The sequence below is a fragment of the Rhizobium etli CFN 42 genome (assembly GCF_000092045.1).
Taxonomy (GTDB): domain Bacteria; phylum Pseudomonadota; class Alphaproteobacteria; order Rhizobiales; family Rhizobiaceae; genus Rhizobium; species Rhizobium etli.
The window spans coordinates 3,580,001-3,605,471 of sequence record NC_007761.1 but is presented as its reverse complement, the minus strand read 5'-3'; the positions used below and the strand labels follow the sequence as shown (position 1 = coordinate 3,605,471).

At 61.9% G+C, this 25,471-nt stretch carries 21 protein-coding genes (1 of these 21 only partly in view); 5 read left to right on the top strand and 16 right to left on the bottom strand.

Features of this window, described 5'->3' with window-relative positions; translation table 11 throughout:
• From RHE_RS17510 to RHE_RS17490, 5 genes are all read left to right on the top strand, one after another.
• Positions 1–432: a GtrA family protein gene (locus RHE_RS17510; RefSeq protein WP_011426652.1), complete on the top strand. Its 432-nt coding sequence runs from the start codon at positions 1–3 to the stop codon at positions 430–432.
• A 7-nt stretch (positions 433–439) separates the two neighbouring features.
• Complete coding sequence (locus RHE_RS17505) at positions 440–1,762, top strand: FAD-binding protein (RefSeq protein WP_011426651.1); 1,323 nt, start codon at positions 440–442, stop codon at positions 1,760–1,762.
• Positions 1,759–2,508 (top strand): SDR family oxidoreductase, encoded by a 750-nt coding sequence (locus RHE_RS17500; RefSeq protein WP_011426650.1) that lies wholly within the window; start codon positions 1,759–1,761, stop codon positions 2,506–2,508. The genes RHE_RS17505 and RHE_RS17500 overlap by 4 nt, the downstream gene beginning before the upstream one ends.
• Positions 2,442–4,139 (top strand): hypothetical protein, encoded by a 1,698-nt coding sequence (locus tag RHE_RS17495; protein ID WP_011426649.1) that lies wholly within the window; start codon positions 2,442–2,444, stop codon positions 4,137–4,139. Before RHE_RS17500 ends, RHE_RS17495 begins: the two co-directional genes overlap by 67 nt.
• Before the next feature lie 86 nt (positions 4,140–4,225).
• Positions 4,226–5,719 carry a hypothetical protein gene (locus RHE_RS17490; RefSeq protein ID WP_406867029.1) on the top strand — a complete coding sequence of 498 codons (1,494 nt, stop codon included), beginning with the start codon at positions 4,226–4,228 and terminating at the stop codon, positions 5,717–5,719.
• On the opposite strand, the gene RHE_RS17485 is transcribed toward RHE_RS17490, so the two are convergent.
• The 16 genes from RHE_RS17485 to RHE_RS17410 all read right to left on the bottom strand — a co-directional run.
• Entirely contained in the window at positions 5,698–6,867 is a 1,170-nt protein-coding gene (locus tag RHE_RS17485) for a glycosyltransferase family 87 protein (RefSeq protein WP_011426647.1), read from the bottom strand. The genes RHE_RS17490 and RHE_RS17485 overlap by 22 nt on opposite strands.
• A 360-nt stretch (positions 6,868–7,227) precedes the next feature.
• A complete protein-coding gene (locus RHE_RS17480; protein ID WP_011426646.1) occupies positions 7,228–9,015 on the bottom strand; it encodes an adenine deaminase in 1,788 nt (595 codons plus the stop codon).
• On the bottom strand, positions 9,012–9,932 hold the full coding sequence (locus tag RHE_RS17475; RefSeq protein WP_011426645.1) for a nucleoside hydrolase: 921 nt from the start codon (positions 9,930–9,932) through the stop codon (positions 9,012–9,014). The genes RHE_RS17480 and RHE_RS17475 overlap by 4 nt, the downstream gene beginning before the upstream one ends.
• A gap of 4 nt (positions 9,933–9,936) precedes the next feature.
• Positions 9,937–10,962, bottom strand: a complete 1,026-nt coding sequence (locus tag RHE_RS17470; protein WP_011426644.1) for an ABC transporter ATP-binding protein — start codon at positions 10,960–10,962, stop codon at positions 9,937–9,939.
• A complete protein-coding gene (locus tag RHE_RS17465; RefSeq protein ID WP_011426643.1) occupies positions 10,955–11,734 on the bottom strand; it encodes an ABC transporter permease in 780 nt (259 codons plus the stop codon). The genes RHE_RS17470 and RHE_RS17465 overlap by 8 nt, the downstream gene beginning before the upstream one ends.
• A complete protein-coding gene (locus RHE_RS17460) occupies positions 11,731–12,558 on the bottom strand; it encodes an ABC transporter permease (RefSeq protein WP_011426642.1) in 828 nt (275 codons plus the stop codon). Before RHE_RS17460 ends, RHE_RS17465 begins: the two co-directional genes overlap by 4 nt.
• Before the next feature lie 62 nt (positions 12,559–12,620).
• A complete protein-coding gene (locus RHE_RS17455) occupies positions 12,621–13,643 on the bottom strand; it encodes an ABC transporter substrate-binding protein (protein ID WP_011426641.1) in 1,023 nt (340 codons plus the stop codon).
• 1 nt (position 13,644) lies between these two features.
• Positions 13,645–14,688, bottom strand: coding sequence for a LacI family DNA-binding transcriptional regulator (locus RHE_RS17450; protein WP_011426640.1), 1,044 nt, complete (start codon positions 14,686–14,688; stop codon positions 13,645–13,647).
• A 163-nt stretch (positions 14,689–14,851) separates the two neighbouring features.
• Positions 14,852–16,288 (bottom strand): efflux transporter outer membrane subunit, encoded by a 1,437-nt coding sequence (locus RHE_RS17445; RefSeq protein ID WP_011426639.1) that lies wholly within the window; start codon positions 16,286–16,288, stop codon positions 14,852–14,854.
• A gap of 151 nt (positions 16,289–16,439) precedes the next feature.
• Positions 16,440–19,550 (bottom strand): efflux RND transporter permease subunit, encoded by a 3,111-nt coding sequence (locus tag RHE_RS17440; RefSeq protein ID WP_011426638.1) that lies wholly within the window; start codon positions 19,548–19,550, stop codon positions 16,440–16,442.
• 47 nt (positions 19,551–19,597) lie between these two features.
• On the bottom strand, positions 19,598–20,809 hold the full coding sequence (locus RHE_RS17435; RefSeq protein WP_011426637.1) for an efflux RND transporter periplasmic adaptor subunit: 1,212 nt from the start codon (positions 20,807–20,809) through the stop codon (positions 19,598–19,600).
• Positions 20,810–20,963: 154 nt separating this feature from the next.
• Positions 20,964–21,566 carry a TetR family transcriptional regulator gene (locus tag RHE_RS17430; RefSeq protein ID WP_011426636.1) on the bottom strand — a complete coding sequence of 201 codons (603 nt, stop codon included), beginning with the start codon at positions 21,564–21,566 and terminating at the stop codon, positions 20,964–20,966.
• A 109-nt stretch (positions 21,567–21,675) separates the two neighbouring features.
• A complete protein-coding gene (locus tag RHE_RS17425) occupies positions 21,676–22,620 on the bottom strand; it encodes a phosphoribosylaminoimidazolesuccinocarboxamide synthase (protein WP_011426635.1) in 945 nt (314 codons plus the stop codon).
• Between the two features lie 85 nt (positions 22,621–22,705).
• Positions 22,706–24,448 (bottom strand): SLC13 family permease, encoded by a 1,743-nt coding sequence (locus RHE_RS17420; protein WP_011426634.1) that lies wholly within the window; start codon positions 24,446–24,448, stop codon positions 22,706–22,708.
• A gap of 139 nt (positions 24,449–24,587) precedes the next feature.
• A complete protein-coding gene (locus tag RHE_RS17415) occupies positions 24,588–25,283 on the bottom strand; it encodes a phosphoribosyltransferase (protein WP_011426633.1) in 696 nt (231 codons plus the stop codon).
• Positions 25,284–25,297: 14 nt separating this feature from the next.
• Positions 25,298–25,471 carry the 3' portion of a pseudouridine synthase gene (locus RHE_RS17410; RefSeq protein ID WP_042118966.1) on the bottom strand. The gene runs 630 nt beyond the window's last position, so 174 of the gene's 804 nt are visible here — the last part of the coding sequence; the start codon falls outside the window, past its right edge; the stop codon is at positions 25,298–25,300.

Below are 25,471 nucleotides of genomic sequence, written 5' to 3'. Positions count from 1 at the left end.
ATGGCTCGTCAGTCCTTAGAGCGAAGCATTTCAGCGGGCCTCGCAACCCGCTACCTTGCCTTCGCCATGCTCTCCACCGCCGCCAACTTTACCGTCCAGGCTGCTGTCATGCAGGTGGCGCCCTCGCCGAACCTTATGCCATCGATGCTTGCAGGTACCGCTGCCGGCTTCGGCTTGAAATACGTCCTCGACAAAAAATGGATCTTCTTCGACGGCTACACGTCGCACGGCGACGAGATGCTCAAGGTGGCGCTTTACGGCCTGTTCAGCGTCCTGACGACGCTCATATTCTGGGGGTTTGAAATTGCTTTTTGGACGGTGTGGAAGACGGATCTCGCTAAATACACCGGCGGGGCGCTCGGCTTGGCGATCGGCTACATCTCCAAATACGCATTGGACCGGAAATTCGTCTTCAAAACGGAGGAGGCGTAACAAACTCATGGAGGGCTGGGGACGCTATCCTCGCCATGAGAGCCAGGCAATCGACTGCCGGCTCCCGGGAGCGCTTGCAGGCACCGTCGCCGCTCGCGCGGGGCTGATCGGGCGCGGAAATGGGCGCTCATACGGTGACGCGGCGATTGGCGAGCACGCCACCCTGATGTGTCGAGGACTGAGCCGGATGCGGAGCTTCGATCCCGCCAATGCCACACTGACCGTGGAAGGGGGCGTAATGCTATCGGACATTCTGCGCTCGTTCGTCCCGAGAGGCTATTTTCCGCCTGTAGTACCGGGCACGAAATTTGTCACAGTCGGCGGGATGATTGCCTCTGACGTGCACGGCAAGAACCACCATCGTGATGGCGGGTTCGGTGACCATGTCAGCGAGCTCAAGCTGGTGATGGCCGGCGGAGAGACCCTCACCTGTAGCCCCACGCGCAACTCCGAGCTTTTCTTCGCGACGGTCGGCGGTATGGGCATGACCGGGATCATTGCGGAAGCGACTTTCCGCTTGCGGCCGATCGAATCCGGCTGGATCGCGCAAAAGACGATGGTTGCCGAGAACCTGGCCGACGCTTTGAAGGCGTTGCAGCAGACCGAGGATGCTACCTATTCGGTCGCCTGGATCGATAGCCTTTCGCAAGGCTCATCCCTTGGACGCTCGCTGATCTTTGCCGGTGAACATGCGACGCTGGACCAGGCCGGCGGCATGCCGGACGCCGGTCGCTTTGCAGCAAAACACGCGGGGAGTTTTTCACTGCCCTTCGATCTGCCGCAATGGGTGCTCAGCAAAACAAGCGTAGCAGCCTTCAACGAGCTCTATTTCAGGGCGGGAGTGCGAAAGGCGGCCAAGACGTCCCTGGTTCACTGGGATAAATATTTCTTTCCACTCGACAGCATCCTTGAATGGAACCGGCTTTATGGCAGGCGGGGCTTTTTGCAGCATCAGTGCGTGGTTCCTGCCGAGGACGCGCTGGCAGTGCTGAGCGGCATTCTCGAGCGCTTCGCGCGCTCGGGAAAAGGTTCCTTTCTTGCCGTTCTGAAGAAGCTCGGGGGCGGGAGCGGGCTGCTGTCCTTTCCTGCGCCGGGCTACACGCTCGCACTCGACCTTCCCGTCACGCAGGAGGTGTTCCGGCTGCTCGACGAAATCGACGAGCTGGTTGTCAAGGCAGGGGGGCGGCTCTATCTCGCCAAGGATGCACGACAGTCACGTCACACATTCGAGGCTGGCTACCCCCGGCTGGCTGCGTTCAAAGAGCTACGCAAGGTAACGGGCGCCGATCGTCACTTTAGTTCCCGCTTGGCAAAGAGGCTCGGCATATGAAGGCGATCGGCAAGACACTGCTCCTGATAGGCGGGACATCGGATATCGGTCGCGCGACGGCGCTGATCTATGCCGAGGCGGGATGGGACGTGCTTCTCACCGGACGAAAGCGCTCCGCCGTACAACGCGAGGCCGACGACATCAGCGCGCGAACCGGCGCTAATGTTCTGGTTCACGAACTCGACATCCTCCTTACAAGCCGCTTCGAAGATTTCCTGGGCGTCGTTTCGCCTCTGCCCGACACGGTAGTCTGTGTCGTTGGCGAACTGGGCGAGCAGTCTCGCGCGGAACGGGAACTCGAGCACGCCGCCATGATCATGCGGACGAACTTCGAAGGACCGGCTTTGCTTCTTGGCCTTCTGGCGGAACGTTTTGCGGCGAGAGGATCAGGTTCCATCGTCGGCATAAGCTCCGTCGCCGGCGACCGCGGACGCGCGTCCAACTATGTCTATGGCGCCGCCAAAGCCGGGCTGACCGCCTTTTTGTCCGGCCTGAGGAACCGGCTGTCCGGGTCCGGGGTGCGCGTGCTCACCGTGAAGCCGGGTTTCGTTCGGACACGCATGACGCATGGCATGAAGCTCCCGCCGCTTCTCACTGCCGAACCTCGGGAGGTTGCGCAGACGATCTTTGCTGTCGCCGAGGGAAGCAGAGGCGGGGACGTCGTCTATGTCAGACGAATATGGCGACCGCTCATGACGGCGATCCGGTCAATCCCGGAGCCGATCTTCAAGAGGTTGCGGCTGTGACGGAACCAGGCAATCACGCCGCTTACGCGGCCATCGGAACGGGAACAGGTGCCAGCAAGCGACCGGCGGCGAGGATACGGCGGTTGCTGTCGGCGGAAGGCGCGATCATTCTAACAGCATTGGCCTGTGCGGCCATGCTTGCCTTGCCCGGAAGGACCATCAACGCCGCCTTTATCAATGACGTGCTGGTCTTTATCGACGGTGCGCACCGCATCACGTTCGGTCAGGTGCCGAACCGCGATTTCCACACGGCGCTCGGGCCACTCGTCTTTTATCTTCCGGCGGCTGGATACCAACTGACGGGGAATTTCGGCGCTGCCATACCGGTCGGAATGGCTATCGTTGTCGTCGCCTTCATCCCGGCGATGATCCGCATTCTTGTGTCTCGCCTCAAGCCGTCATTGGCGGCCGCGCTCGGCATATTCCTCATTCTTATCCTCGCGGCGCCGATCAATCTCGGCAGTTCCATCTGGTATCCTTCCTTTGCGATGTTCTATAACCGCATCGGTTGGGTCGCGCTCGGCCTGCTGCTGGTGATGTATCTGACGCCGCAGCCTGGGCGCGGGCGCAATGATGCCGCCGACGCTCTTGCCGCCGTCTTTCTTCTGCTTGTCTCGTTCTACACCAAGGCGACCTACGGGCTCGCCGGGACCACCTTTCTCGTCGTCATCCTATTGGATCGACAGCAGCGCCGCTGGATCATGGCCGCCCTGCTGCTGACAGGCTTGGCCATGATCGCCATCGAGTTCTTCTGGCGCGGAACGGTTCAGCACATCGAGGATCTGCGGGCGGCGGCGCGTGTCAGCGGCGGCCATGATGTCGCCAGCATCCTGAAGAACCTGCGTGAAAACCTTTCCGACCTCATCGTGTTCGCGGCCTTCGCCTTAGCCGCCATCTGGCAAACCCGCAGCTTCCGAGATTTTCTCTTCTCTGGGTTTTGCATGGGCGCTGGCTTGGCGATCATCAATCAGAATGCTCACAGCTGGGGCATCATCACGCTCTACTGCGGCGCAGTCGTTCTGACGCAGAAAGCCGCCTGGCTTCAGCAAGGCGATGAAGGCAGAACGGCGGGAGGCTTGCCTCTCCCTGCCGGCGCTCTTTCGCTGCTCGCGGCCTTATACCTGTCGCCGCCGATCGTACATCACGCCGCGGCCCTCATTCTGCATACATCGCTTGCGGCGGACAAAGCTGGTCAGTCGCTCGGGCTGCCACGTTTTGACGATGTTCGGGAAATCGATCCGCCCGGCGGCGAACCTGACTTCATAAGGCGCTATCTCGACGATATCATAAGCGGGGGAGCGCTGCTGCAGGCGTTGCCCGTACCAGCCGAGCGCGTTTTCGTTCTTGATTTCGTCAATCCCTTTTCAGCCGGGCTCGGCATTCGCCCGCCTACCGGTGACACCGCCTGGTTTCACTGGAACCGCAATATCAACGAGAGAGCCTATATCCCACCGGAAGTGCTCTTTGCAGATGTAAAGATCGTCATGGTGCCTAAAACAGGAATCAACAGCCTGCCGCTGCAGGCGCTGTATGGCCCGTTTCTTTCGGCCCGGTTCGAGATCGTTCAGAAGACATCGGAGTGGACGATCTATCAGTGGCGTCAGGCGAAGGCGCAAAGCGAGGTGCAGTGACTGAGACAGAAAGGTCGGTGCAAGCGGGAAACGGCGCATCGCTCCCGGCTTCACGGTTGAATTGGTCGCAGGCTGTCATCTTCGGCATGGGCTTCATTCTCGCTTGCCTTCTCGCTCTCCCCGGCCGAACGGCGACGACCAAATACGTCAACGACCTCTTTGTGTTCCTGGATGGTGCTCACCGGATCGCACGTGGCCAGGTGCCGAATGTCGACTTCCATTCGCCACTCGGGCCGCTGACATTTTACATTCCCGCTGCAGGCTATGGCTTGTCGGGCAATATGGGCGGTGCGATGCCGGTTGGAATGGCGATGGTGGTTTTCCTACTCGCGATCATTGCCGCGGAAATCGTGGGCAGCCGGATGCATGAGGCGTTCGGACTGCCGCTTGCGATCTTCCTGCTCTTGATAGTTGCGGCTCCCGCGAATCCGGGCGAGCGGATAGGGGAGTTGAGCTTTGCCATGTTCTACAACCGGATCGGATGGGCGTCTCTTGGCTTTCTTATGGTGATGTATCTGCCTCGGTTGCGGGCCGCCGGGAGTAGCAATGCCGTCGATGCCATATGCGCCAGTTTCCTCGTGTTGCTGATGCTCTATACCAAGATCACCTACGGCGTCGTCGGGCTTGCCTTTCTGCTGTTCATGCTTGCCGATCGTCGCCAGATCGGTTGGGTGACGCTGGCGCTCGGGATGGTTAGCGTCAGTATTGTCGGGGTCGAAATCACCTGGCGCGGCGGGTTCAACTACCTTGCTGACCTCGGCCTTTCGGCCAAAAACAGCGGCAGCCTTCTGGCGTTGGCGGCCCTCGGTCACTTGGTGAGGAACAATCTCGCCGACCTTCTTGTCTATCTGGCGGTCGCGCTCACCGTTCTCAGCCTGGCGCCGAGTTATCGGCATCTTCTCTTCATCGCCTTCTGCGGCACAACCGGAATCCTTTTGATCGGGCAGAATTTCCAGACCGTCGGCATTCTGACGCTGGGTGCAGGCGCTGCCATCATCACGGAAAGCCTCTTTCGCGCCAAACTGCTCTCCCGATACGGGAAGGCGCGGTTCGCCCTGCCGCTACTCCTAGGGTTCCTGTTATTGCCTGCCGCCGTCGGCAACGCCGCATCGCTCGCAATTCATGCCTATTACTCTGCCGGAGGCCGAGGCAAGCCGATCCCGCTGCCGGCCTTTTCCGAGATCAGGCTCGTTGAGATGTGGAGTGCCGGCCAATACGAATATTTCGAGGGATACAACAGGACATTGGCTGATGCTTCGGCCGCCCTGTCGCAACTGATGTCCGCTGACGAGCGCGTCGCGGTTCTCGATTTCGTCAATCCCTTCTCCGCCGGCCTGGGGCTGACGCCGCCGGTAGGCGACAGCGTGTGGTATCATTGGGGGCGAACTCTTGGACCGGATGATCATCCGGCCGCGGAAGAGATGTTCGCTGACGTTGACCTTATCCTCGATCCGAAATGGCCGATCGAAATCTGGACGGGTAACGGGCTGCGCGACCTCTATGCCCACTATATCGCCCGCCACTATGTGCTGGTACGGGAGACGGCTGATTGGCGCATTTATCGCAGAAAGGCTTCCTGAGCCGGTGCGGTCTGTTGTTTCAGCTCCGCGGTGATCAGGCCGATGAGCATTAGCACGAGCGCCCAGGCGTAAATGGATCCTGCCGTCAGCTGGTTCAAGCGGGAAGCCCCAAAGTAACCGAGTATCACGGGGACGGGGATTGCCAGTGCTGCTGCCGCCAGCCATGCCCACGGGCGCTGCCAATGATGTAACAGCACGGGTAGCAGGAAGAGCGTGTAGTGGATCCATCCGAGAGGCGAAGCCAGCAGCGATGCCAACAGCGCGAAGCCACTCACTGCGACGACCAGCGGACGACGAAAAAAGGCCCACCCTGCTAGTCCAAGCAACAACAGAGCGGCAAGGACCGTGCCTGCGGCCGGAACTCCGGCGCGGGCAGCAAGGCCCGCAAACGACGCGTTGGTCAGAAAAACAGCCCGGTCGCCGTCTGACGCGACGAGGCGCAGCCAATCGACGTAGATTTGCGGACCGAAGACGACCAGCGGGATGGTGGCTATGACTGCCGCAATAGCCACCGACACCAGGCCCGTAACGCGATGGCCGGCAAGAAAGAGCAGCACCGGCCACACTGCGAAATTGGGCTTCATCGACATCAGCAAACCGATCATGATGCCGGCGAGTACGCCATCGTCCTTTTCCAGGCTGAGCCAGGCCACGACCGCGATCAGCACAAACGGCATATAGACTTGACCAAGATAGAGCGTGTCCCAGAAGCCAGCCAGTGCAAACGCCCAGATTGCCAGCAGCGGGAGCTCCAAGCCGCCGCTATAGCGTCGCAGCAGCAAAGCGACCGCGGCGATGTAGCTGGCGATCGAAATCATCCACCAGATACGAAGCGATTGCACCGGCTCGAGTAGGCCGAAGGTCTGGAACAGGAGTGCCGAAATCGGTGGATTGAGATTTGGATTCCATGATTCAAATCCGGGAAAGACGACATGAGGCGTAAGCGGCGGGTAAATGCCATAGGGATCCAATCCTGCAGCGGCCGCGTGACCCGACGCGACGAAGGCGCCGAAATCCCACAGGCCATGATCTGAAACGACACGCGGAATTTCTCCCGTGATGATCCACAAGGACATGAGGGCAAGACCTGCGGTCGCGGCCAGCTTGAGCAGCCTCCATGGCGGCCGATTGGTGGCATCATTGTCCATTTGACGCCCCTCTCGATGTCCCCGATCATGACGAGCGGTGGCGTCATACGCTCTGGGTGCTCGCTGCGGCCTCGTCACCAACTATCACCATTTGTCGTGCACGTTGCGGAATGGCCCTGCTGCGTCATCGCAATCCGATTGCTCCGTCTATCTTCGACGCTTGCTAACTCTCTCTTGATGCGGATGTTCCCGGCCGGTCCGCGGCAGCGCGGCCGGGCACGGCCGTCGCGACTTACGACAGTTTCCTGATGGTGCTGTAAATGATGTTGCGCTTGCATTTCCATGCAAGTCTGGCTCGACGACTTGGCACAGGGTTCGCGGGGCTCTCGTGGCTTCGCTTTTTGAGCTGGGCGCCCCGGCCTAGAAAATTTCCAAGACGGGACTTTCCAGCACCTTTCCTGTCGTCACATCCGCAATCCCCCGGTCCGTCTGGTGCGGACCGGCATTGCAGGCCAGCGTTGCGCCGAAGCAGGCCTTGAAGACGCGGTAGGGCGGTTTCCAGTCGACGATTTTGTCCATGGCCTTGCGGATATCGGAAAAGGCCGAAGCCGTGTCTTTCAGCGATGCGTCGGTGACCAAGCCGGAGAGCGGCAGCGGCAGGATCGCCTGGATTGCGCCGTCCTTGGCGACCGCCAGGCCGCCGCCGGCTTTGATGACGGCGTTGGCGGCGAGCGCCATGTCGCGCGCATCGCCGCCGAAGACGGTGAGGTTGTGGCTATCATGCGAGACGGTGGTGCAGAAGGCGCCGCGCCATTCGCCCCAGCCGGTGAGAAAGCCGATGCGCGGAGTGCCCCCGGCCTTTCCGTGGCGATGGGCGACGGCGATCATGGCGCTCCCGGCCGGCGGCACGACGAAGCCGTCTCGGATCTCGGTTTCGGCTTCGCCCCATTGCGTGAAGCGCGGGCGGTCGATGGTGGCGATGCGGACGCGTGCGCCCTTCGCAGGGACGCGGAAATCACTCTCCGTCAGCGGCGGTAGCTTGGTGGAGTTGATGAGCGGTGCCGTATCGAGCGGTTGAACGGCCGCCTCCATGCTGCCGTTGCGGGCGACGATGCGGCCGTCTGATATGACGAGGCGTGCTCGCAATTCCGTGAGATCCTCGAAGAGAACGAGATCGGCGCGGCGGCCGGAGGCGACAAGGCCGAGATCGGACCGTTTCAGCCGCTGAGCGGCGTTGAAGGTCGCGGCGCGCAGGGCCCATTCCGGTTTCATGCCGTAGCGCACCAAGCGGCGGGCGACCTCATCGAGGCCGCCGCTTTGGTAGAGTTCATCGGGAAAGACGTCGTCTGTGCAAAGCGTAACGGTGGCGGGCAGGTGGCCGAGACCGTTCAGCACCTCGACGAATTCCTGCAAGAGATGATCGTGAGAGCCGCGCAGCTCGATCGTCAGGCCAGCGGAAAGCTTGGCGGCGAGATCGGCGCCGGAGGTGAGTTCGTGGTCGGAGGTGACGCCCGCTGCCATGAAGGCGTTGAGGTCCGCGCCGGTGAGGCCGCGGGCATGGCCACAGACGAGCTTGCCGGAGGCAAGGCCTGAGTTGACGATGGCGCTCATGCGCGGATCGCCGTCGATGACGCCGCGCATGTTCATGACTTCGGCAACGCCGCCGACGGCAGGCGAACGCAGCATTTCGGCGATGACGGCGGCATCGAAATCGGCGCCGGCAAGTTCCAGGCCCGGCGCCGAAGGTACACAGGAGGGAGCGAGCAGGATCATGCGCAGAGGCAGGGTGCGCGCCGCCTCGATCGCCCAGCGTACGCCGTCGAGGCCCTGGACGTTGCCGAATTCATGCGGATCCCAGACGACCGTCGTGACGCCGTGCGGCAGCACGGCGCTTGCATATTCCGCCGGCGTCACCATCGAGCTTTCGACATGCATATGCATGTCGATCAGGCCCGGCGTCAGGATGCCGCCGGTCGCATCGATGATTTCGACCGCGTCCGTGCGGCTCGCCGGGGCATGGACGCTGGCGATGAGCGCGCCGACGAGGCCGATGTCGGCTTCTCGGATCAAACCCGTCACCGCATCGAGCAGCCGGCCGCCGGTGATGAGCATATCGAATGGGGCATCGCCGCGGGCGGCGGCAACGGCCCGGGCGCGCAAGGCTGGATCGTTGAGATCGAAAGGTTCTTGACGAGCAATGGCGTTCATCTGCGGGCCTCATTGATCAGGGCGGCGAGAATGATGGTACGCGCCTTCCCGACGTCGATATCGGCGGCGAATTGGGCGTTGAAGGTCGCATGCGTGGCGCGGACCTCGACGACGGTGCGGCCACGGGTGAGGGCGCCCTGCAGTTCGACGTCGATGCGCGCGGGGCGGAAGCTGACGATATCGGGGGCGACGAAGGCCACGGCGGCGGAGGGATCATAGATCGCCATGCCGGGACGGCCGCGGCTGGTGCCGATGCTGATATAACCGGCGAACATGTCGGCGATCAGTTCGGCATTATTGCCGCCGGCATTGCGCACCGGCTCGACATCTTCGGGCCGCGCCAGCACCTTGCGGCAGAGGTCTAGATCGACCATGCGCAGTGGCAGGTCATGGGCGATGACGATTGCCAGCGCCTCGGGATCGGCGAGTGCGTTGAACTCGGCAGAGGCCGTGTGGTTGCCTGATGTGACGCCGCCGCCCATCCAGACGAGGTCGGTGATGCGGGCGGCAAGATCGGGGCGGGCGAGCGCCACGGCGGCGATATTGGTGAGTGGGCCAAGCGCCAGGATGCGGTGGGGTCCGTCGCCTTCGAGCCAGCGGCAGAGCGCGGTGAAGGCATCGCTCTCGGCAAGGGCAGGAGCTTTCGGCAGGCTCTTGCCTGACGTCGGGATGCCGGTTTCGCCGAGGATCGCCAGGGCGGTTTCGAGCTTGCCGAGAACAGGTGCTGCACGACCGGTATGGATCGGGAACGCCCAGCCGAAGGCGCTGGCGGTGCCGGCGGCATTCGCCAGCACCTGCGGCAGCGGCGCATTACCGAAGACCAGCGAGACGCCGTCGATTGCATATTCCGACTGCGCCACCACCAGAATGGCGGCGATGTCGTCGAAGCCCATGTCGGTATCGATCCACACACCCATGATGTCACCCGAAGCGCTTGAGGTTGGCCGCGCCGGCGACCGGCAGATCGAAGGCGAGCGTACTGCCGATCTCGTGCGGCGGCAGGTTCGCGTCGATCTCAGCCTTGATCGGCCCAAGCGGCGTTTGGAGGAGGTATTCGCGTGTATTGCCGGCGAAAGACGTGCCGTGCACCGTACCTTGGAATGGACCGGAGCCGAGGGTCACCGTGCGCGGGCGCCAGGCCATGCCGGCTGCAGCTTGCGGCGGCGGCTCGGAGAGTGCTGCCGGGCCGTTCGGCGTCACAAGCTTCCCATCTTTCAGTGCGAAGATATTCTCGAAGCCGACGAAATCGGCGACGAAGGCGGAGACCGGATTGTTATAGATCTCTTCCGGCGTGCCGATCTGTTCGATGCCGCCGTTCAGCATGACGACGATGCGGTCGGCGAGCGCCAAGGCCTCAACCTGGTCATGGGTGACGAAGATCATGGTGACGCCGGTCTCCTTCTGCACGCGCTGCAATTCCGCGCGCATTTCCAGGCGAAGCCGGGCGTCGAGGTTGGAGAGCGGTTCGTCGAGCAGCAGCACCTTCGGCTCCATCACCATGGATCGCGCCAGTGCGACGCGCTGCTGCTGGCCGCCGGAGAGTTCGGCGGGCTTGCGGCCGGCGAAGCTGGTGAGGCCGACGGATTTCAGGCCGGCGCCGACGCGGGCATCGAGGTCCGCGCCGGAAATGCCCTTGAGACGCAGGCCGAAGGCAACGTTCTCGTAGACCGTCAGATGCGGGAAAAGCGCGTAGGACTGGAAGACGAGGCCGACGGCGCGTTTGTTGGCGGAGACGCGGGTTATATCGGCGCCGTCGAGACCGATGCGGCCGGAAGCCGGCTTCAGCAGGCCGGCAATGGCGCGCATCGTTGTCGTCTTGCCGCAGCCGGAGGGGCCGAGAAGAGCGACGAGCTCGCCCTTGGCGATCGCAAGGTCGAGATCCCTCACGGCGACCGTATCACCATAGCGAAGCGTCAGCTTGTCGAGCTGGAGATAGGAATCAAACATAACGCGAGAATCCCAGGAAACGTTCGGCGAGGAAGACGATGCCGATCGAGAGGAAAGCGAGAAGGGCGGAGAGCGCCGCAATGGATGGGTCGTAGGTGGTTTCCATATAGCCCAGCATGTCGATCGGCAGGGTTCGGACACCTGGGCCGGAAAGGAAGAGCGAGACCGGCACTTGATTGAAACTGGTGACGAAGCCGAGGATGAAGGCGGCCAGGATGCCGCCGCGGATATTCGGCATCACCACGCGGAAGAAGGCGCCGAGCCTGGAGGAGCCGAGTAGGACGGCCGCCTCCTCGATATCCGAGCGCAGATTGTCGAGGCTCGCCGAAACGACGCGCACCGCATAAGGCAGCACGAGGGCCGCATGGGCGAAGAAGAGCGTGAGCGTGATGTTGAAGCCAAAGGGCACGACGAGATAACGCAGCAATGCCAGGCCGACGATGATGCCGGGAACGATGATCGGCAGCGAGACGATGGTGCGGACGGTCTCCGCCGCAGGCAGCCGGTAGCGCGACAGGGCGTAGGCGGCGGGGATGCCGAGGACGAGTGCTGCGAGCGTTCCGAAGACGGCAAGGAACATCGACATGGCGAAACTGTCGCGGAAGCTTTCGATGGTGAAGACCTTCATCACCCAGCGCAGCGACAGGCCCTGCGGCGGAAAGGCCAGCGTATCGCCCGCGGAAAGCGAGGCGGCGATGATGATCAGGAACGGACCGATCAGGAAGACGAGCAGCAGGAAGAGCACGACAGGCGAAAAGAGACGGATGCTCATCTGCGGCTCCTCGCGGTCGCTAGCCGTTTCAGCAGGATATTGGCGGCAAAGCTCATGACGATCAGAATGAAGGCGATGACGCTTGCCGAGACGAAATCATTGGCGACGGAAACCTGCTGGTACATCAGCGTTTCGAGCATCAGCACCTTGGAACCGCCAAGTACGGCGGGTGTGATATAAGCCGTCAATGAGCCGGTGAAGACGAGGGTACCGCCGACGACGAGCCCTTCACGCGTCAGCGGCAGGACGACCTTCCAGAAGACCTGGAACCAGTTGGCGCCAAGCACACGGGCGGCGGGGATCGCATCCTTCGGCATGTTTTCCAGCGCGCTGATCAGCGACAGGATCATCAGCGGCAGGAAGAGTTGCAGCAGGCCGATGAAGACGGCGGTTTCGGTGAAAAGCAGGCGCAGCGGGTCGGCGCTGAAACCGAGACCCGTTATTGCCTGGTTGACGATGCCGGTGCGGCCGAGAATGACGATCCACGCATAGGTGCGCGCCACCGGCGAGATCATCAGCGGCAGGGTGACCAAGCCGACCATGCGGCCTTTGCCGTTCGCCGGCAGGTTGACGATGGCAAAGGCTGCGGCGTAGCCGATGACGGCCGAGACGGCGGTGACTTCGATGGCGAGCCGAAAGGAGCGCAGGAAAACGGTGCGGTTCAGCGTCTCGGAAAAGAAGCCCGTGTAGGCCGACAGCGTCCAGGCGCCGCCGGCACGAAAACCCTCCGACAGCAGGATTGCGACGGGCAGCAGGAAGACCACTGTCGCAAAGACGGCTGCCGGCAGGGCAAGCGCCAGGGCTTCCGCGCGGTTCTGGAACATGATGTGCCTTTCCGGGAGAGGAGATGGCCCCGGCGAGCGGCCGGGGCGGGTTCATGCGGGCTCTACTGGCCGACCTTCTCGTTCCAGGTCTTCAGCCAACCGGCGCGGTTGTCGAGGGCGATGGCGGAAGGGATCAGCTTGAGGCTCTTGGCCGTTTCCTCGCCATAGGTGAGGTTGCCGGCGGCAGCTTCGGAAAGCTTGACCTCGCTATTGGCGGGGCTATCGATCAGCTTTTCGGCGAGCTTGGTCTGGATCTCGGTCGAAAGCCAGAAATCCATGAACTGCATGGCGAGATCCTGGTTTTTCGAACCCTTGGTCAACACCAGCACGTTCATGCCGCCCGTCTGTCCCTCCTTCGGCGTTGCCCAGGCGACGGGAAGGTCGAGCTTGGTGAAGCCGGCCCAAGAGAAACGGCCGATGGGGGCTGCCCAGATTTCCTCCTGCTGCATGAGCTGCACGAGCTGCGAGGACTTTTCGTAGAAAGTGACGATGTCGTCCTTCTTCTCGCCCAGCGCCGCGATCGGGCCTTGCAGATCAGGCGTATCTTTGCCGAGCGACAGGCCCAGCATATACAGCGCCGGCGGGCCCTGATTGGTGGTGACATTCGGGAAGGCGACATGGCCGACATATTCCGGCTTCAGAAGATCGGCCCAGGACTCGATCTTCATCTTGTCGGAACGATAGGCGATCGACGTGGCATAGAAAGTATAGCCGACGCTCATGCCGTCGCCGTTGGGATCCTTGGCGACGTCGTAGAGCTTGTCGAAATTGGCAAGTTTCGTCGTATCGATCTTGTCGGTCAGGCCGGCGCGCGATGCCGCAAGCGCATCCGCCATCGAAACGGCGGCGAGATCGACCACGGGATTGGCCTTGTTCGCCTCCATCTTGGCCAGCCGCTCGACGCTGTTGCCGGTCTCGACCACCAGCTTGCAGCCGCATTGGGCTTCGAACGGATCATAGACCAGCGTCTTGAAGTCGTCCTGGGCGAAGGCATAGACGGAAATAGTCAGTGTCCGTTCGGCTGCGGAGGCGGCAAACGGCCACAGTGCGGCGAGCGCCGCCGACACCATGAGAGCTTTTTTCATCTTACATGTTCTCCATCTCTGAGGTTTTTGGTGCCGGACTCGCAGGCCCGGATGATTGGCGGACAATCAGCTGCATTGCGACGCGTTCGATTTCCGCGGTAACGAGCACGCCTTCCCGGGCGTGGCTTTTTCTGATGGTATCGGCCAACGCCGACACGGCAATCCCGGCAATTCTATCCATGTCCATTCTGACCGTCGTCAGCGACGGTGTGACAACAGGCGACCAGATGAGGTCGTCAAAGCCCGTGACGCTGACATCGCCGGGAACGCTGATGCCGGCCTGCTGCAGCTCGGTCAGCGCGCGTAATGCCTGCAGATCGGAAAGAGCCGCGAAAGCGGTGAAACCCTCCCTCACCTTCTCGGCGAGGCCGAGCGGACAGCCGCTGCCGCCATCCTGCTCCACCTTCCCGATCCACAGCGTTTCGGAATGCATACCCGCGTCCATACCGGCGCGAATCCCGTCGGCACGGTCGTTCTGAACGCTGGATTCCTGGTTGTTGCCGATGATGAGGATGCGCTGGTGGCCGAGGTCCGCGAGATGGACACCTATTTCGCGGCCGCCCTGCCAATGGTCGGCGGAAACGGTGTTGCCTGGCGTCGAGGGGGTGTCGATGAGAGCGACTGGGCAAGCGGCGGACGAAATGCGGGTGGCGCGGCGGGGAATAATGACCATGCCGTCGACGCCTCGTTCGACGAGACGATTGATCGCATCGGTCTGGGCGGCAGCATCGCCGCGGGAGTCGGCGATCAGCACGCCGTAACCGGCGGTGGAGGCGGCAAATTCGATCGCCTGTGCGATCTTCGGGAACAGAGGATTGGCGATATCGGCCAGTACCAGGCCGAGAACGCCACTGCGGCCGGTCCTGAGCGCGCGGCCGGCCTGGCTCGGGACATAACCTAGTTCGGCGGCATGTTCGCGGATCCGTTCGACCAACTGGCCGGAGACCCGGCCTTTACCGGAAAGCGCATTGGAGACTGTGGCAATGGAGACGCCGAGCGAAGTCGCTATCCTGCTGAGGTTCGGTCCGGAGCGCGATGAAGCCATGTCTGGAGCATTCTGATTAATCGTTTAATCAGTCCTATAGCAGCTCTTTCTGCTTGTCGAATCCAAATTCGCCCGGTGCGCGATTATTCGGGGATTTTGTCCGGCGTGAAAAAACCCCGCGAGGCGATCGCGGGGTTCGTATTCCGGAAAGGCGAAATGCCGATCAGCTCTTGGCCTTTGCCGGCGCAGGCGTCACCGGTGCTGTGGTCTTGCCGCCGGGCGCGTAGCCGCCGCCGACCGCAATATTCAGCGAGACATAGTCCTTGGCCATCTGCTGGACTGCCTGGGCAAGGCTCGCCTGGGCAAGCGAAACCTGGCGCTGCGCATCGAGAACGTCGAGCAGCGAGGAGGCGCCGTCCTTGTAGGATGCGGTCGACAGTTCGAGCGTTTCCTGAGTGGTCTTCACTTGGGCCTGTAGGGCTGCGACCGTGCGAGCGTCGCGGCGGACAGCCGCGAGTGCGTTCTCGACCTGTTCGACCGCAGTCAGCACGGTCGACTTCCAGTTGAGGTAGGCGGTCGCGGCAGTGGACTGCGCCGACTTAACGTTGGCGCGCAGACGGCCGCCATCAAAGATCGGCAGGTTGAGGGTCGGACCGAAGGACCAAGGGGTCAAGTCGCCATGGATGCCGCGCTGATTGATGTAGGACGGCGAAATCGAGCCGCTGAGCGAGATGCTCGGATAGAGCTGCGCCTCGGCAACACCGATATTGGCCGTTGCGGCGGCGAGATCACGCTCGGCGACGCGAATGTCGGGACGGTTGCGGATCAGGTCTGCCGGAATGCCCGAGTTGATGCCGCCACGGAAGACCGGCTGGCCGCGACCCTTCAGCAGCTCGTCGACCAGGGCCGAGGCCGGCAGGCCGAGCAACGTGGCGATGTGATGGGCTGATACCCGGATGTTGGTTTCGAGGCCGGGAATTTCGGCGAGCGTCGACTGTACGAGGCCTTCGGCCTGAACGACGTCGAGACGCGAGGCGGCGCCGGCTTCAAGCTGGAACTTGGTCAGTTCGTAGGTTTCTTGACGCGACTTCAGGTTTGCCTTCGAAAGCGCCAGGCGCTGCTGATAGTAGCGAACGTCGATGTAACTGGAAACGAGATCCTGCACGAGGGTCAGCTTGGCGACATCGGCAGATGCGTAAGCGGAATCGAGCGAGGCAAGCGCGCTCTCGGTGCTGCGCTTATAGAGGCCGAAAAGATCGAGCAGCCAGCTCAGCTGGACGTCGCCGGCAGTGGTGTTGCGCGTGTCGAACTGCGTGCGCAGCTCGCCCCTCTGGCCGCTGACCGTGTGCGAGCCGCCGACCGTCAGGTTCGGGAGGCCGCCGGCACCGGCGGTGGTGACGTTGGCGGAGGCCGCATTGATGCGTTCGATCGCCTGCTGGACGCTCAGGTTCTGGTCGAGCCCAGCCTGGACATAGCCATTCAGTTTTGGGTCGTTGAAGGCGGTCCACCAGGCAGCGGTAGCAACGTCGCCTACACTCTTTGTCCCGCCTTCTCCGAACTTGGCGGGCAGCGGCATTTCAGGAGGAGCATGATCCGGGCCTACAACACAGCCCGACAGTAATAACAATAATGCCGGTGTGGCAAAACGAAGAGATACCATTCATTTCTTCCTGTACTCGAGCAAGTCAATTCTTGTCCGAAGCTTCATGCTTCACTATCGGCCGCCGCGCCTCGTTCTACCAATAACACCCACTCCGAAGCAGTCGGGCGCAATGTAGCAATCGGAACAGCATTATCACAGTGCATTTATATCACACTGATGCCGCATTTTTGCCGCGTGTGGCAAAGATGCGTCGGATCACAACGAAAAAGGACGGCACAAAGAAAATTCCGAGCATCGTCGCCGCGAGCATGCCGCCGAGAACGCCGATGCCGATGGCATTCTGCGCCGCTGAGCCCGCGCCTGTCGCGACCGCCAGTGGCACGACGCCCAGAATGAAGGCGAGCGAGGTCATGATGATCGGCCGCAGGCGCAGTCTCGCAGCCTCCAGCGTCGCCTCATAGAGTCCCAGTCCGCTTTCCATCCGGTCCTTGGCGAATTCGACGATCAGGATCGCGTTCTTCGCCGCGAGTCCGATTGTGGTCAGCAGGCCAACCTTGAAATAGACGTCGTTCGCCTGGCCAAAGAGCGTTGCCGCCGCCAGCGCGCCGAGAATGCCGACAGGCACCGCCATGATCACCGAGAAGGGAATCGACCAGCTTTCATAAAGCGCTGCCAGGCAGAGGAAGACGACGAGAACGGAAATCGCATAGAGTATCGGCGCTTGTGAGCCGGAAAGGCGCTCCTGATAGGAAATGCCTTGCCAGGCGACCGTGTAGCCGCCGCCGAGCTGTTCGGTCAGCGCTTCCATTTCATTCATCGCATCGCCGGAGGATACGCCGGGAGCGGAGGCGCCATCGAGCGGGATGGCGCTGACGGCGTTGAAACGGGCAAGCGAGGGCGCGCCCTTGACCCATTCGGTTTTGGTAAAGGCGGAGAAGGGCACCATCTCGCCTGAATTGTTGCGGGCGTACCAATGGTTCAGATCGTCCGGCTGCATGCGGAAGGGTGCGTCGCCCTGGACATAGACCGGCTTGATCTCGCCGTTCAGCGTGAAGTCGTTGACATCGCGGCCGGTGAAGATGATCGACAGCATCGAATTGACCGAGGCGATGTCGACGCCCATGGCGCCGATCTTTTCCTGATCGAGCACGATGCGCATTTGCGGCTCGACTTCTTTGTTGCTGCTGCGCAGCGCCACGATCTTACCCGAGCTGTTGCCCATCTGGATCAGCCGCTTGGAAGCAGCCGTCAGCGCGTCGTTGCCGTGGCCGCCGGTATCGACGAGATACATGGAAAAGCCGCTCGACACGCCGAGGCCCTGAATCGCCGGCGGCAGGAGCGCGAAGACCTGTGCCTCGCGCATCGCAAAGAAGCTGCGCAGCGCCCGGTTGACAACCGACTGGGCGCTCAGATTTGGATCAGTGCGCAGCGAAAAATCCTTGAGCTTGGTGAAAACGATGGCGCTGTTCTGGCCGGAGCCGTTGAAGCCAAAGCCGAGTGCGCCGAAGACGGATTCGACTGCATCCTTCTCATTCTCGCGATAATAGTTTTCCACTTTCTCGACGACGGCCTGAGTCTGCTGCGTCGTCGAGCCTGGCGGCGTGGTGACGATGGTCAGCAGCACGCCCTGATCTTCCTGCGGCAGGAAAGAACTCGGCAGCCGGGTGAAGAGGTAGGCGCAACCGGCGCCGACGAGAAGGAAGACCAACATGACGCGGATCGGCCGCTTCAGGAGATAGCCGATGGTCCTGACATAGCCCTTGGTCGAGCGCGTAAAGTTGCGGTTGAACCAGTCGCCGACGCGGTGTTTTCTGTGTTCACTGACCGGCTTCAGCATCGTGGCGCAGAGTGCGGGTGTCAGCACGATCGCGACGAGCGCCGACAGCAGCATGGCCGAGACGATGGTGATCGAGAACTGGCGGTAGATGATGCCCGTCGAACCGCCGAAGAAGGCCATCGGAATGAAGACGGCGGTGAGCACGAGCGCAATGCCGACGATGGCCCCCGTGATCTCGCCCATCGATTTCTCCGTCGCTTCGAGCGGCGAAAGCTTCTCTTCAGACATGATGCGCTCGACATTTTCGACGACGACGATCGCGTCGTCGACGAGCAGGCCGATCGCCAGCACCATGGCGAACATTGTCAGCGTATTGATGGAATAACCTGTCGCCGCCAGCACTCCGAAAGTGCCGAGCAGCACCACGGGAACGGCAATGGTCGGGATCAGCGTGGCGCGCAAATTCTGCAGGAAGACGAGCAGCACCACGAAAACGAGCACGATTGCCTCGATCAGCGTATGCACGACCTTCTCGATAGACAATTCCACGAAGGGTGTCGTGTCATAGGGATAGGTGATCTTCACGCCTTCCGGCAGAGTGCGGCCGATGACGTCGAGTGCGGACCGCACGCGGGCGGCAGTATCGATCGCGTTGGCGCCGATGGCGAGGTTGACGGCAAAACCACTCGAAGGCAGGCCGTTGTAGCGCGAACTGCCGCCGTAGCTTTCCTGGCCGATCTCGATGCGCGAGACATCGCTCAGGCGCACGGTCGCACCGTCCTTTTCGACCTTCAGGATGATGTGCTCGAAGTCGGCGACGGTGGTGAGCTGGCTTTGCGCGGTGATGGTGACGTTGAGCTGCTGACCGGGGGTGGTCGGCTGGGCGCCGAGCGAACCGACAGAGACCTGAGTGTTCTGCGCCTGGATCGCCGCGGTGACGTCGCTCGGCGTCAGCTGGTATTTCACCAGCTTGAAGGGGTCGAGCCAGATGCGCATGGCGTATCCAGAGCCGAAGACGTTGATGCTGCCGACGCCTTCCAGGCGCTGAATCTGGTCCTCAATGGAGGTCGACATGATGTTGCCGAGATCGACCGAATTGCGCTTGCCATCGGTCGAAACGAGTGAGCCGACGAGGAGGATGCTCGAGGTCGAGCGCGTCACGCTGATACCGGCATCGATAACGTCGCCCGGAAGCTGCGACTGGACCAGCTGCAGCTTATTCTGCACCTGGACTTGGGCGATATCGGGATCGATGCTGGTTCCGAAGGTGAGCTGGATGCTGGCCGATCCGGTCGACGAGGTCGAGGTCATGTAGGTGAGGTCGTCGAGGCCGGTCATGCCGTCCTCGATGATCGTCGTGACCGATTTTTCAACGGTCTCGGCACTGGCGCCGCGATAGGTGGCGTTGATGCGCACCGTGGTCGGGGCGATGTCGGGATATTGCGAAATCGACAGCGTGAAGATCGCCAGCAGGCCGGCGAGCATGATGGTGATCGCAATGACCCAAGCGAAAATCGGACGTCGGATGAAAAACTTGGCCATCGGTTGTTCCTGTGCGGCTGAGACGGTGACGATGCGGCTCGCAGCGATTATTTCGCTGCGGGCTTCTCAGCGTCACCGGCCGCGGCCTGCTCGGCAGGCACGACCACGCCGTTGTCGTTGATCTTCATCGGGACTGGTTTCACCGGCATGCCCGCTGTTACCGATTGCAGGCCGGTGACGATCAGCTGATCGCCGTCCTTGATGCCGTCAGTCACCAGCCATGAATTGTTGGAGGGCGAGCTGTTCTCAAAGGCGCGGGTTTCGACCTTGCCGTCGGCGGAAACGAACTGCGCCGTCAGTCGGCCGTTGGCGTCGCGGCTCGTTGCCAGCTGCGGCAGCGCATAACCGGTTTCGGCGCCGAGCTCGACCGTGGCGCGGACATACATTCCGGGCAGCACGATACGATCGGGATTGGGAAAGAGCACACGGATGATGAAGGTACCTGTGGTCTCGCTGACCACCTGCTTCGACATGTCGAGCTTGCCTTGCTGGTTATATTCCTTGCCGTCTTCAAGAATCAGATGGAAAGCGACGCTCTCCGCGCCCTTGATATCGCCGGCGGCCATCGCATCGCGCAGCCTCAGGAGGTTGGTGCTCGATTCCGTCAGGGAGATATAGATCGGATCGAGCTGGCGGATCGTCGTCAGCGCTGTCGTCTGGTTGGCCGAGACGACGTTTCCGACATTATAGGCGGTCTGGTCGATGACGCCGTCGAAGGGAGCGACGATCTTCGTGTGGTCAAGGTCGATCTGCGCGGCGGAAAGGGCTGCCTTTGCCGACTCGACCTCGGCCTTCGCCTGAAGAAGCGTCGTCCTGGCTGTCTCGTATTCGATCTGCGTGGCGCCGCTGCCGACGAGGCGCTGGTAGCGTTCGAGATTGCTCTCAGCGCTCGGCACGCTCGCCTCGGCCTTGGAGATGGCCGCCTTGGCCTGCTCGACGGCGGCGATGTAGGGCGCGTCCTCGATCTGATAGAGAAGGTCGCCCTTCTTGATCTCGCCGCCTTCCCTGAACGCGATCTCGCGGATGATGCCGCTCACCTGCGGCCGGATATCGGCCGTCTGGAAGGATTCGGCGCGGCCGGGAAGGATCGTGGTGATAGGGAAACTACCCTTCTTCAGCGTGACCACGCCGACCGGCGCTGCCTGCTGCGCAGCGCCCGCACCGCCACTGCCGGCGGGCTTGCCGGCGTTATCGCTGCAGGCGCCAAGCAAAGCGCCGGCCACCAGGGCCGAGGAGATGAACAGGGCACGCCTTATCATTCTGAATTCCTCATGCGATGGCATTCGCCTGCGATCCACGCGCTCGGCCGAGCCGAGCTCAGGCTTATAGAAGCGTCAGGATTATTTGGCTTGAAATGCCATTAACCGAGTCTAAGAAAAGCTTTACGAAGTGACGTAAGTCAGCATTCGTCACTTAGCAAGCGTTATTTTGCAGTGCGGCATCGACGAAGCCGACGATTTCCCCGGCCCGGCGCACCAGTGTCTCCTTGTCGTCCCGGACGATGAGGATAGGGTGCAGCACGCAGGCCAACACATCGGCGACCGTATGGGCCGCGCGCTCGGGATCGCGACAATGGTAGCGTCCCTCCGTCATGCCTTTGCGGATGATCTCGCGGAGTTTTTCCTCGATGCGGGCGCGATAGCGCTTGCCGGCTTCGAGTTTGGCCTCGATGGTCGAAACCACCATTTCGAAGATGTACGGGCTCTTCTGGATGTCCTGCAGATGGCCCTCGAGCAGGCGCAGGACGAAGCGCAGCAATTGCTCTTCCGCAGGAATGTCCTGGTCGAGGGGGACGAAACGCTCTGCGGCATTGTCGAGATGGCGTCCGGCGATGGCGTCGACCAGTGCGACCTTGGAACGGAAATGCTTGAAGACATTCGCGGGCGACATGTCAAGCGCGCCGGCGATATCGGCGATCGACACTGCTGCGAAGCCACGTTCGCGAAACAGCATCTCCGCCATGGAGAGGATGTCCTGTCGCGTTTCCTCGGCCTTGCGTCTCGGCCTTCTTACCATCCGTCCCCCGCCGGGCCGCGCCCGGTATACCCCTTTTGCCGATGCTAGCGCTATTCAGCGAAAACTGCCAAGCCGATACAAGGCCGGGAGGCCTTCGCGCGTCTCCTTTTCAGGGGAAAAAGAGGGCGAGGTTGTTGCGGACACGGGCAAGCGGCGTCTCGCCGCTGTTGTCGGCAACAAAGCGCTCACCGGTTATCGCCTCGTAGGCTCTGATATAGACGGCCGAGGTCTGCTCGATCAGTTCGGTGGGGATTTCTGGAATCTCGTCCTTATAAGGGTCGCAGCGCTCCGCCACCCACGCACGGACGAAGTCCTTGTCGAAACTATCCGGACGCTTGCCAGCGGCAAAACTTGCCGGATAGGTTTCGGCAAGCCAGTAGCGGCTGCTGTCGGGCGTGTGAATCTCGTCGGCGAGAATGATGTTGCCGTCACGGTCGGTGCCGAATTCATATTTTGTATCGACCAGAATAAGGCCGCGTCTGGTCGCCATCTCCTGGCCGCGGGCAAAGAGCGCAAGTGCATATTTCGACAAGCTTTCCCACTGCTGGCTGGTCAGAAGGCCTCGCGTGACGATTTCGGCAGGCGTCAGCGGTTCGTCATGGCCTCCGTCGAATTCTTTGCTCGTCGGCGTGATGACGGGTTCCGGGAGGATCTGATTGTCGCGCATGCCATCCGGCAGACGCATGCCGTACATTTCCCGCTGACCCTTCTTATAGAGCGTCAGGATCGAGGTGCCGGTGGTGCCGGCGAGATAACCGCGCACGACGATTTCAACCGGCAGGATGTCGAGCCGCTTGCCGATGACCACATTCGGATCGGGATAGTCGAGCACGTGGTTCGGGCAAATGTCCTTCGTTGCCTCGAACCAGTAACGCGCCGTCTGCGTCAGCACCTGGCCCTTGTAGGGAATACAGGTGAGAATGCGGTCGAAAGCGCTCAGCCGATCTGTGCTGATGATGATGCGGCGTCCGTCGGGAAGGTCGTAGTTCTCGCGCACCTTGCCGCGATAGTAGTTCGGCAGTTCCGGGAAATGGGCTTCGGAGAGGATTCGCACGGCGCTCGACTGTCCTTGTATTTGGCTGATGGCTTCCTGCTCTAGTTTCATTACCGGCGAAGTCAAGCCGAGCCGAAGTATCGCATCACAGCCAGAACAGAGCCAGAAGAAACAGAGAGAGGCCGTAAGTTGCTACGGCAAGCAGCCAGCCGGCCCGCAGGAAGTCGCTGAAGCGGTAGCCGCCGATGCCCATCGCCAGCGTGTTGTTGTGATGGCCGAAGGGCGTCAGAAAATCGAGCGAGGCTCCGACGGCGACCGCGATCAGATAGGCGTCCGGTGCGTGCCGCCCGATCTTTGCAAATTCGAGTGCGATCGGGGCGAGCACGATTGCGACCGTCGCGTTGTTGACGAAGGGCGTCAGCGCCATCGCGAGGAAGAGCATGAGGGCGATGCCGGAAAGTGGATGGTTAACCGGCACGATGAGGCTCAGCCAGCCGGCAATCGCTTCGGCCGCCCCGGTGTTAGCCACGGCCCGACCGATCGGAATCATCGCCGCGAGCATGATGATGATCGGCCAGTTGAGGTCGGCCATCGCCTGGCGGATATTGAGATGATTGAGCAAAGCGAGGACGAGGACGACACCCGCAAAAGCAACCTCGGGATGCAGGCCCGCCGCCGACGCCGCGACGCCGCAGGCAAATAATGCGAAAGGCCGCCAGGTGAGGAGGGCCGGTTCGGCTGAAGCTGTCGGAGCAAGCGGCAGGCACTCGCTTTCCTCCAGCGCTTCGGCGATTGCCGTACGTGGCCCTTCCAGCGTCAATATATCGCCGATCGACAGTTGCAGATCGAGAAAGCGGCCTTCGATGCGCGGTGTGCGCATGGAAAGAGCAGTGACTGCGATGCCGCGATGGTGGAAGACTTCGAGCGAGCTGACGCGCGAACCCACCAGCGTGCTTTCGGGCATGACGACAGTTTCAACCCGGGTAAAATCTGGCGGCTGACCATGCAGATGGGCATCGGCCACCAGGGCCTGTGCGGCGGCAAGGCCGGCAAAGATGTCATCGGCGCCTTCGGCAAGCAGCACGTCGCCCGCGCTGATCATCGACTGGTCGAGCGGGCCAAACACGAAATTGCCGTCACGGATCAGCGCGTGCGGTTTTATAGCGAAGCGGGCTAGACACTCGGAAAGCCGTGTGCCGATCAGCGGCGAAGCATTGGGAATGCTACGTTCGACGACGACGCGACGCGAGCCCTGGGCGAGCGTTGCCGGCACTGCGTCAGGTTCCGGAAACAGGTATCGGACTCGAACGGCGATGAGCAGAATGCCTGCGATTGCGACGGGCAGCCCGACATAGCTGAAATCGAAGAAATGAAAACCCGCACCGGACGTCCTGGCAAGCGCGTCGCTGACGAGCAGGTTGGCCGGCGTGCCGATCAGCGAGACGAGGCCGCCGAGCAGGGCGGCAAACGAGATGGGCATGACGAGCTGACGGCGGGGGACTGACAGCGCCACGCCGAGCCGCAGCGCCACCGGCAGGGTGATCGCGAAGGCACCGATATTGTTCATGAAGATGGAAAGAAAGGCGGCAAGCGAGGAAGCGCCTGATATGACCTTGAAGTTCGATGGTCGTGCGGCCGCGACACGCGCAGCGAGGTTGTCGAAGAGCTTGGCGCGTGCCAGCACCTGGACGATCAGCAGAATTTCGACGACGGTGATAACGACGGGGCTGGCGAAGCCCGCGAAGATGTGGTCGGCAGGATAAAGTCCGAGCGCATAGCCGGCGAGCAGGCCGGCAATGGCAGTCACCTCGATGCGTATGCGCTCGAGCGAGAAGAGAACGAGCATCGCCAGCAGAAGGATCAGCAGGGATGCTTGCTCGAACGACATGGGCGGATCCGGTGTTTCATCGACGGAGGCATGTCGCTTTACCGGAACCGCTGCAGATTTCCGGCTGACAGGCCTTGGGCGGACTGTAGTCGTTCCTCATCTGCTGTACAGAGGCACAGCCGGCAAAGACCGGACAATCTCATGTCTTCGGTCGGACCGAAACCTGCCAGCGGCCCTCGGCATTCCGCTCCAGCACGGGTGTTGCAACGACACCGCGGATGCGCGCGATCCATTGCGGCCCGGCGGCTGCTAGGCTGTCGCGCCAGCGCTCCGATTGCAGCATGGCCGCGCCGATGACGACGGGTTCGATGCCGCAGGTCGTCAGCAGATCAAGGCCCGAGACGATCGAGGCGCCGCTGGAAATGACGTCGTCAATCAGGGCGACGCGCCGTCCGATCAGCAGCGGCAACATGCGCGGATCGATATAGAGGCGCTTGTCCTGTGTCGGCGTGGTGATCGAAGACAGAGGAACCGAGAGTTCGTCGCGGTACCAGAACTTGCGCGAGGTGCCGAGCGGGACGTAGCGGCCGTGACCGAGCTTCTGCGCGACGGCGGCTGCAAGCGTCAAGCCGAGCGTCGGCAGGCCGGCAATGACATCGACGCCCATGGGTCTGATCTTTTCGGCGAGGCCGTCGGCCAACGCGTCGAGGACGGCGAAGCTCGCCTGGTTGACGATCAGCGAAGCGAGAGCGTGATCGCCATCTGCCAACACGCGTATCGGCAGGCGAAGCTGGCGGTCGTCCTCCAGCGTGGCGACATAGAAGGTGGTGAATTCCCGATCCTCGGGAAAGGTGCCGGGCGGATGGATCTCCTGCCAGAAGTCATGCGGCGCCATCTCCGACACATCGGTCAACGTCTCGCCCTTTCCATGCCGGCTCTTCGGCGCAACCCCTGCAATTCTCCCTCGGTCAGCGCACGCACGGCGCCTTTTGGGAGTTCGCCGAGTTCGAGCCCGCCGATTGCGACCCGCACAAGGCGCAAGCATTCGGCCCCGAGCGCCTCCAGCATACGACGGATCTGGCG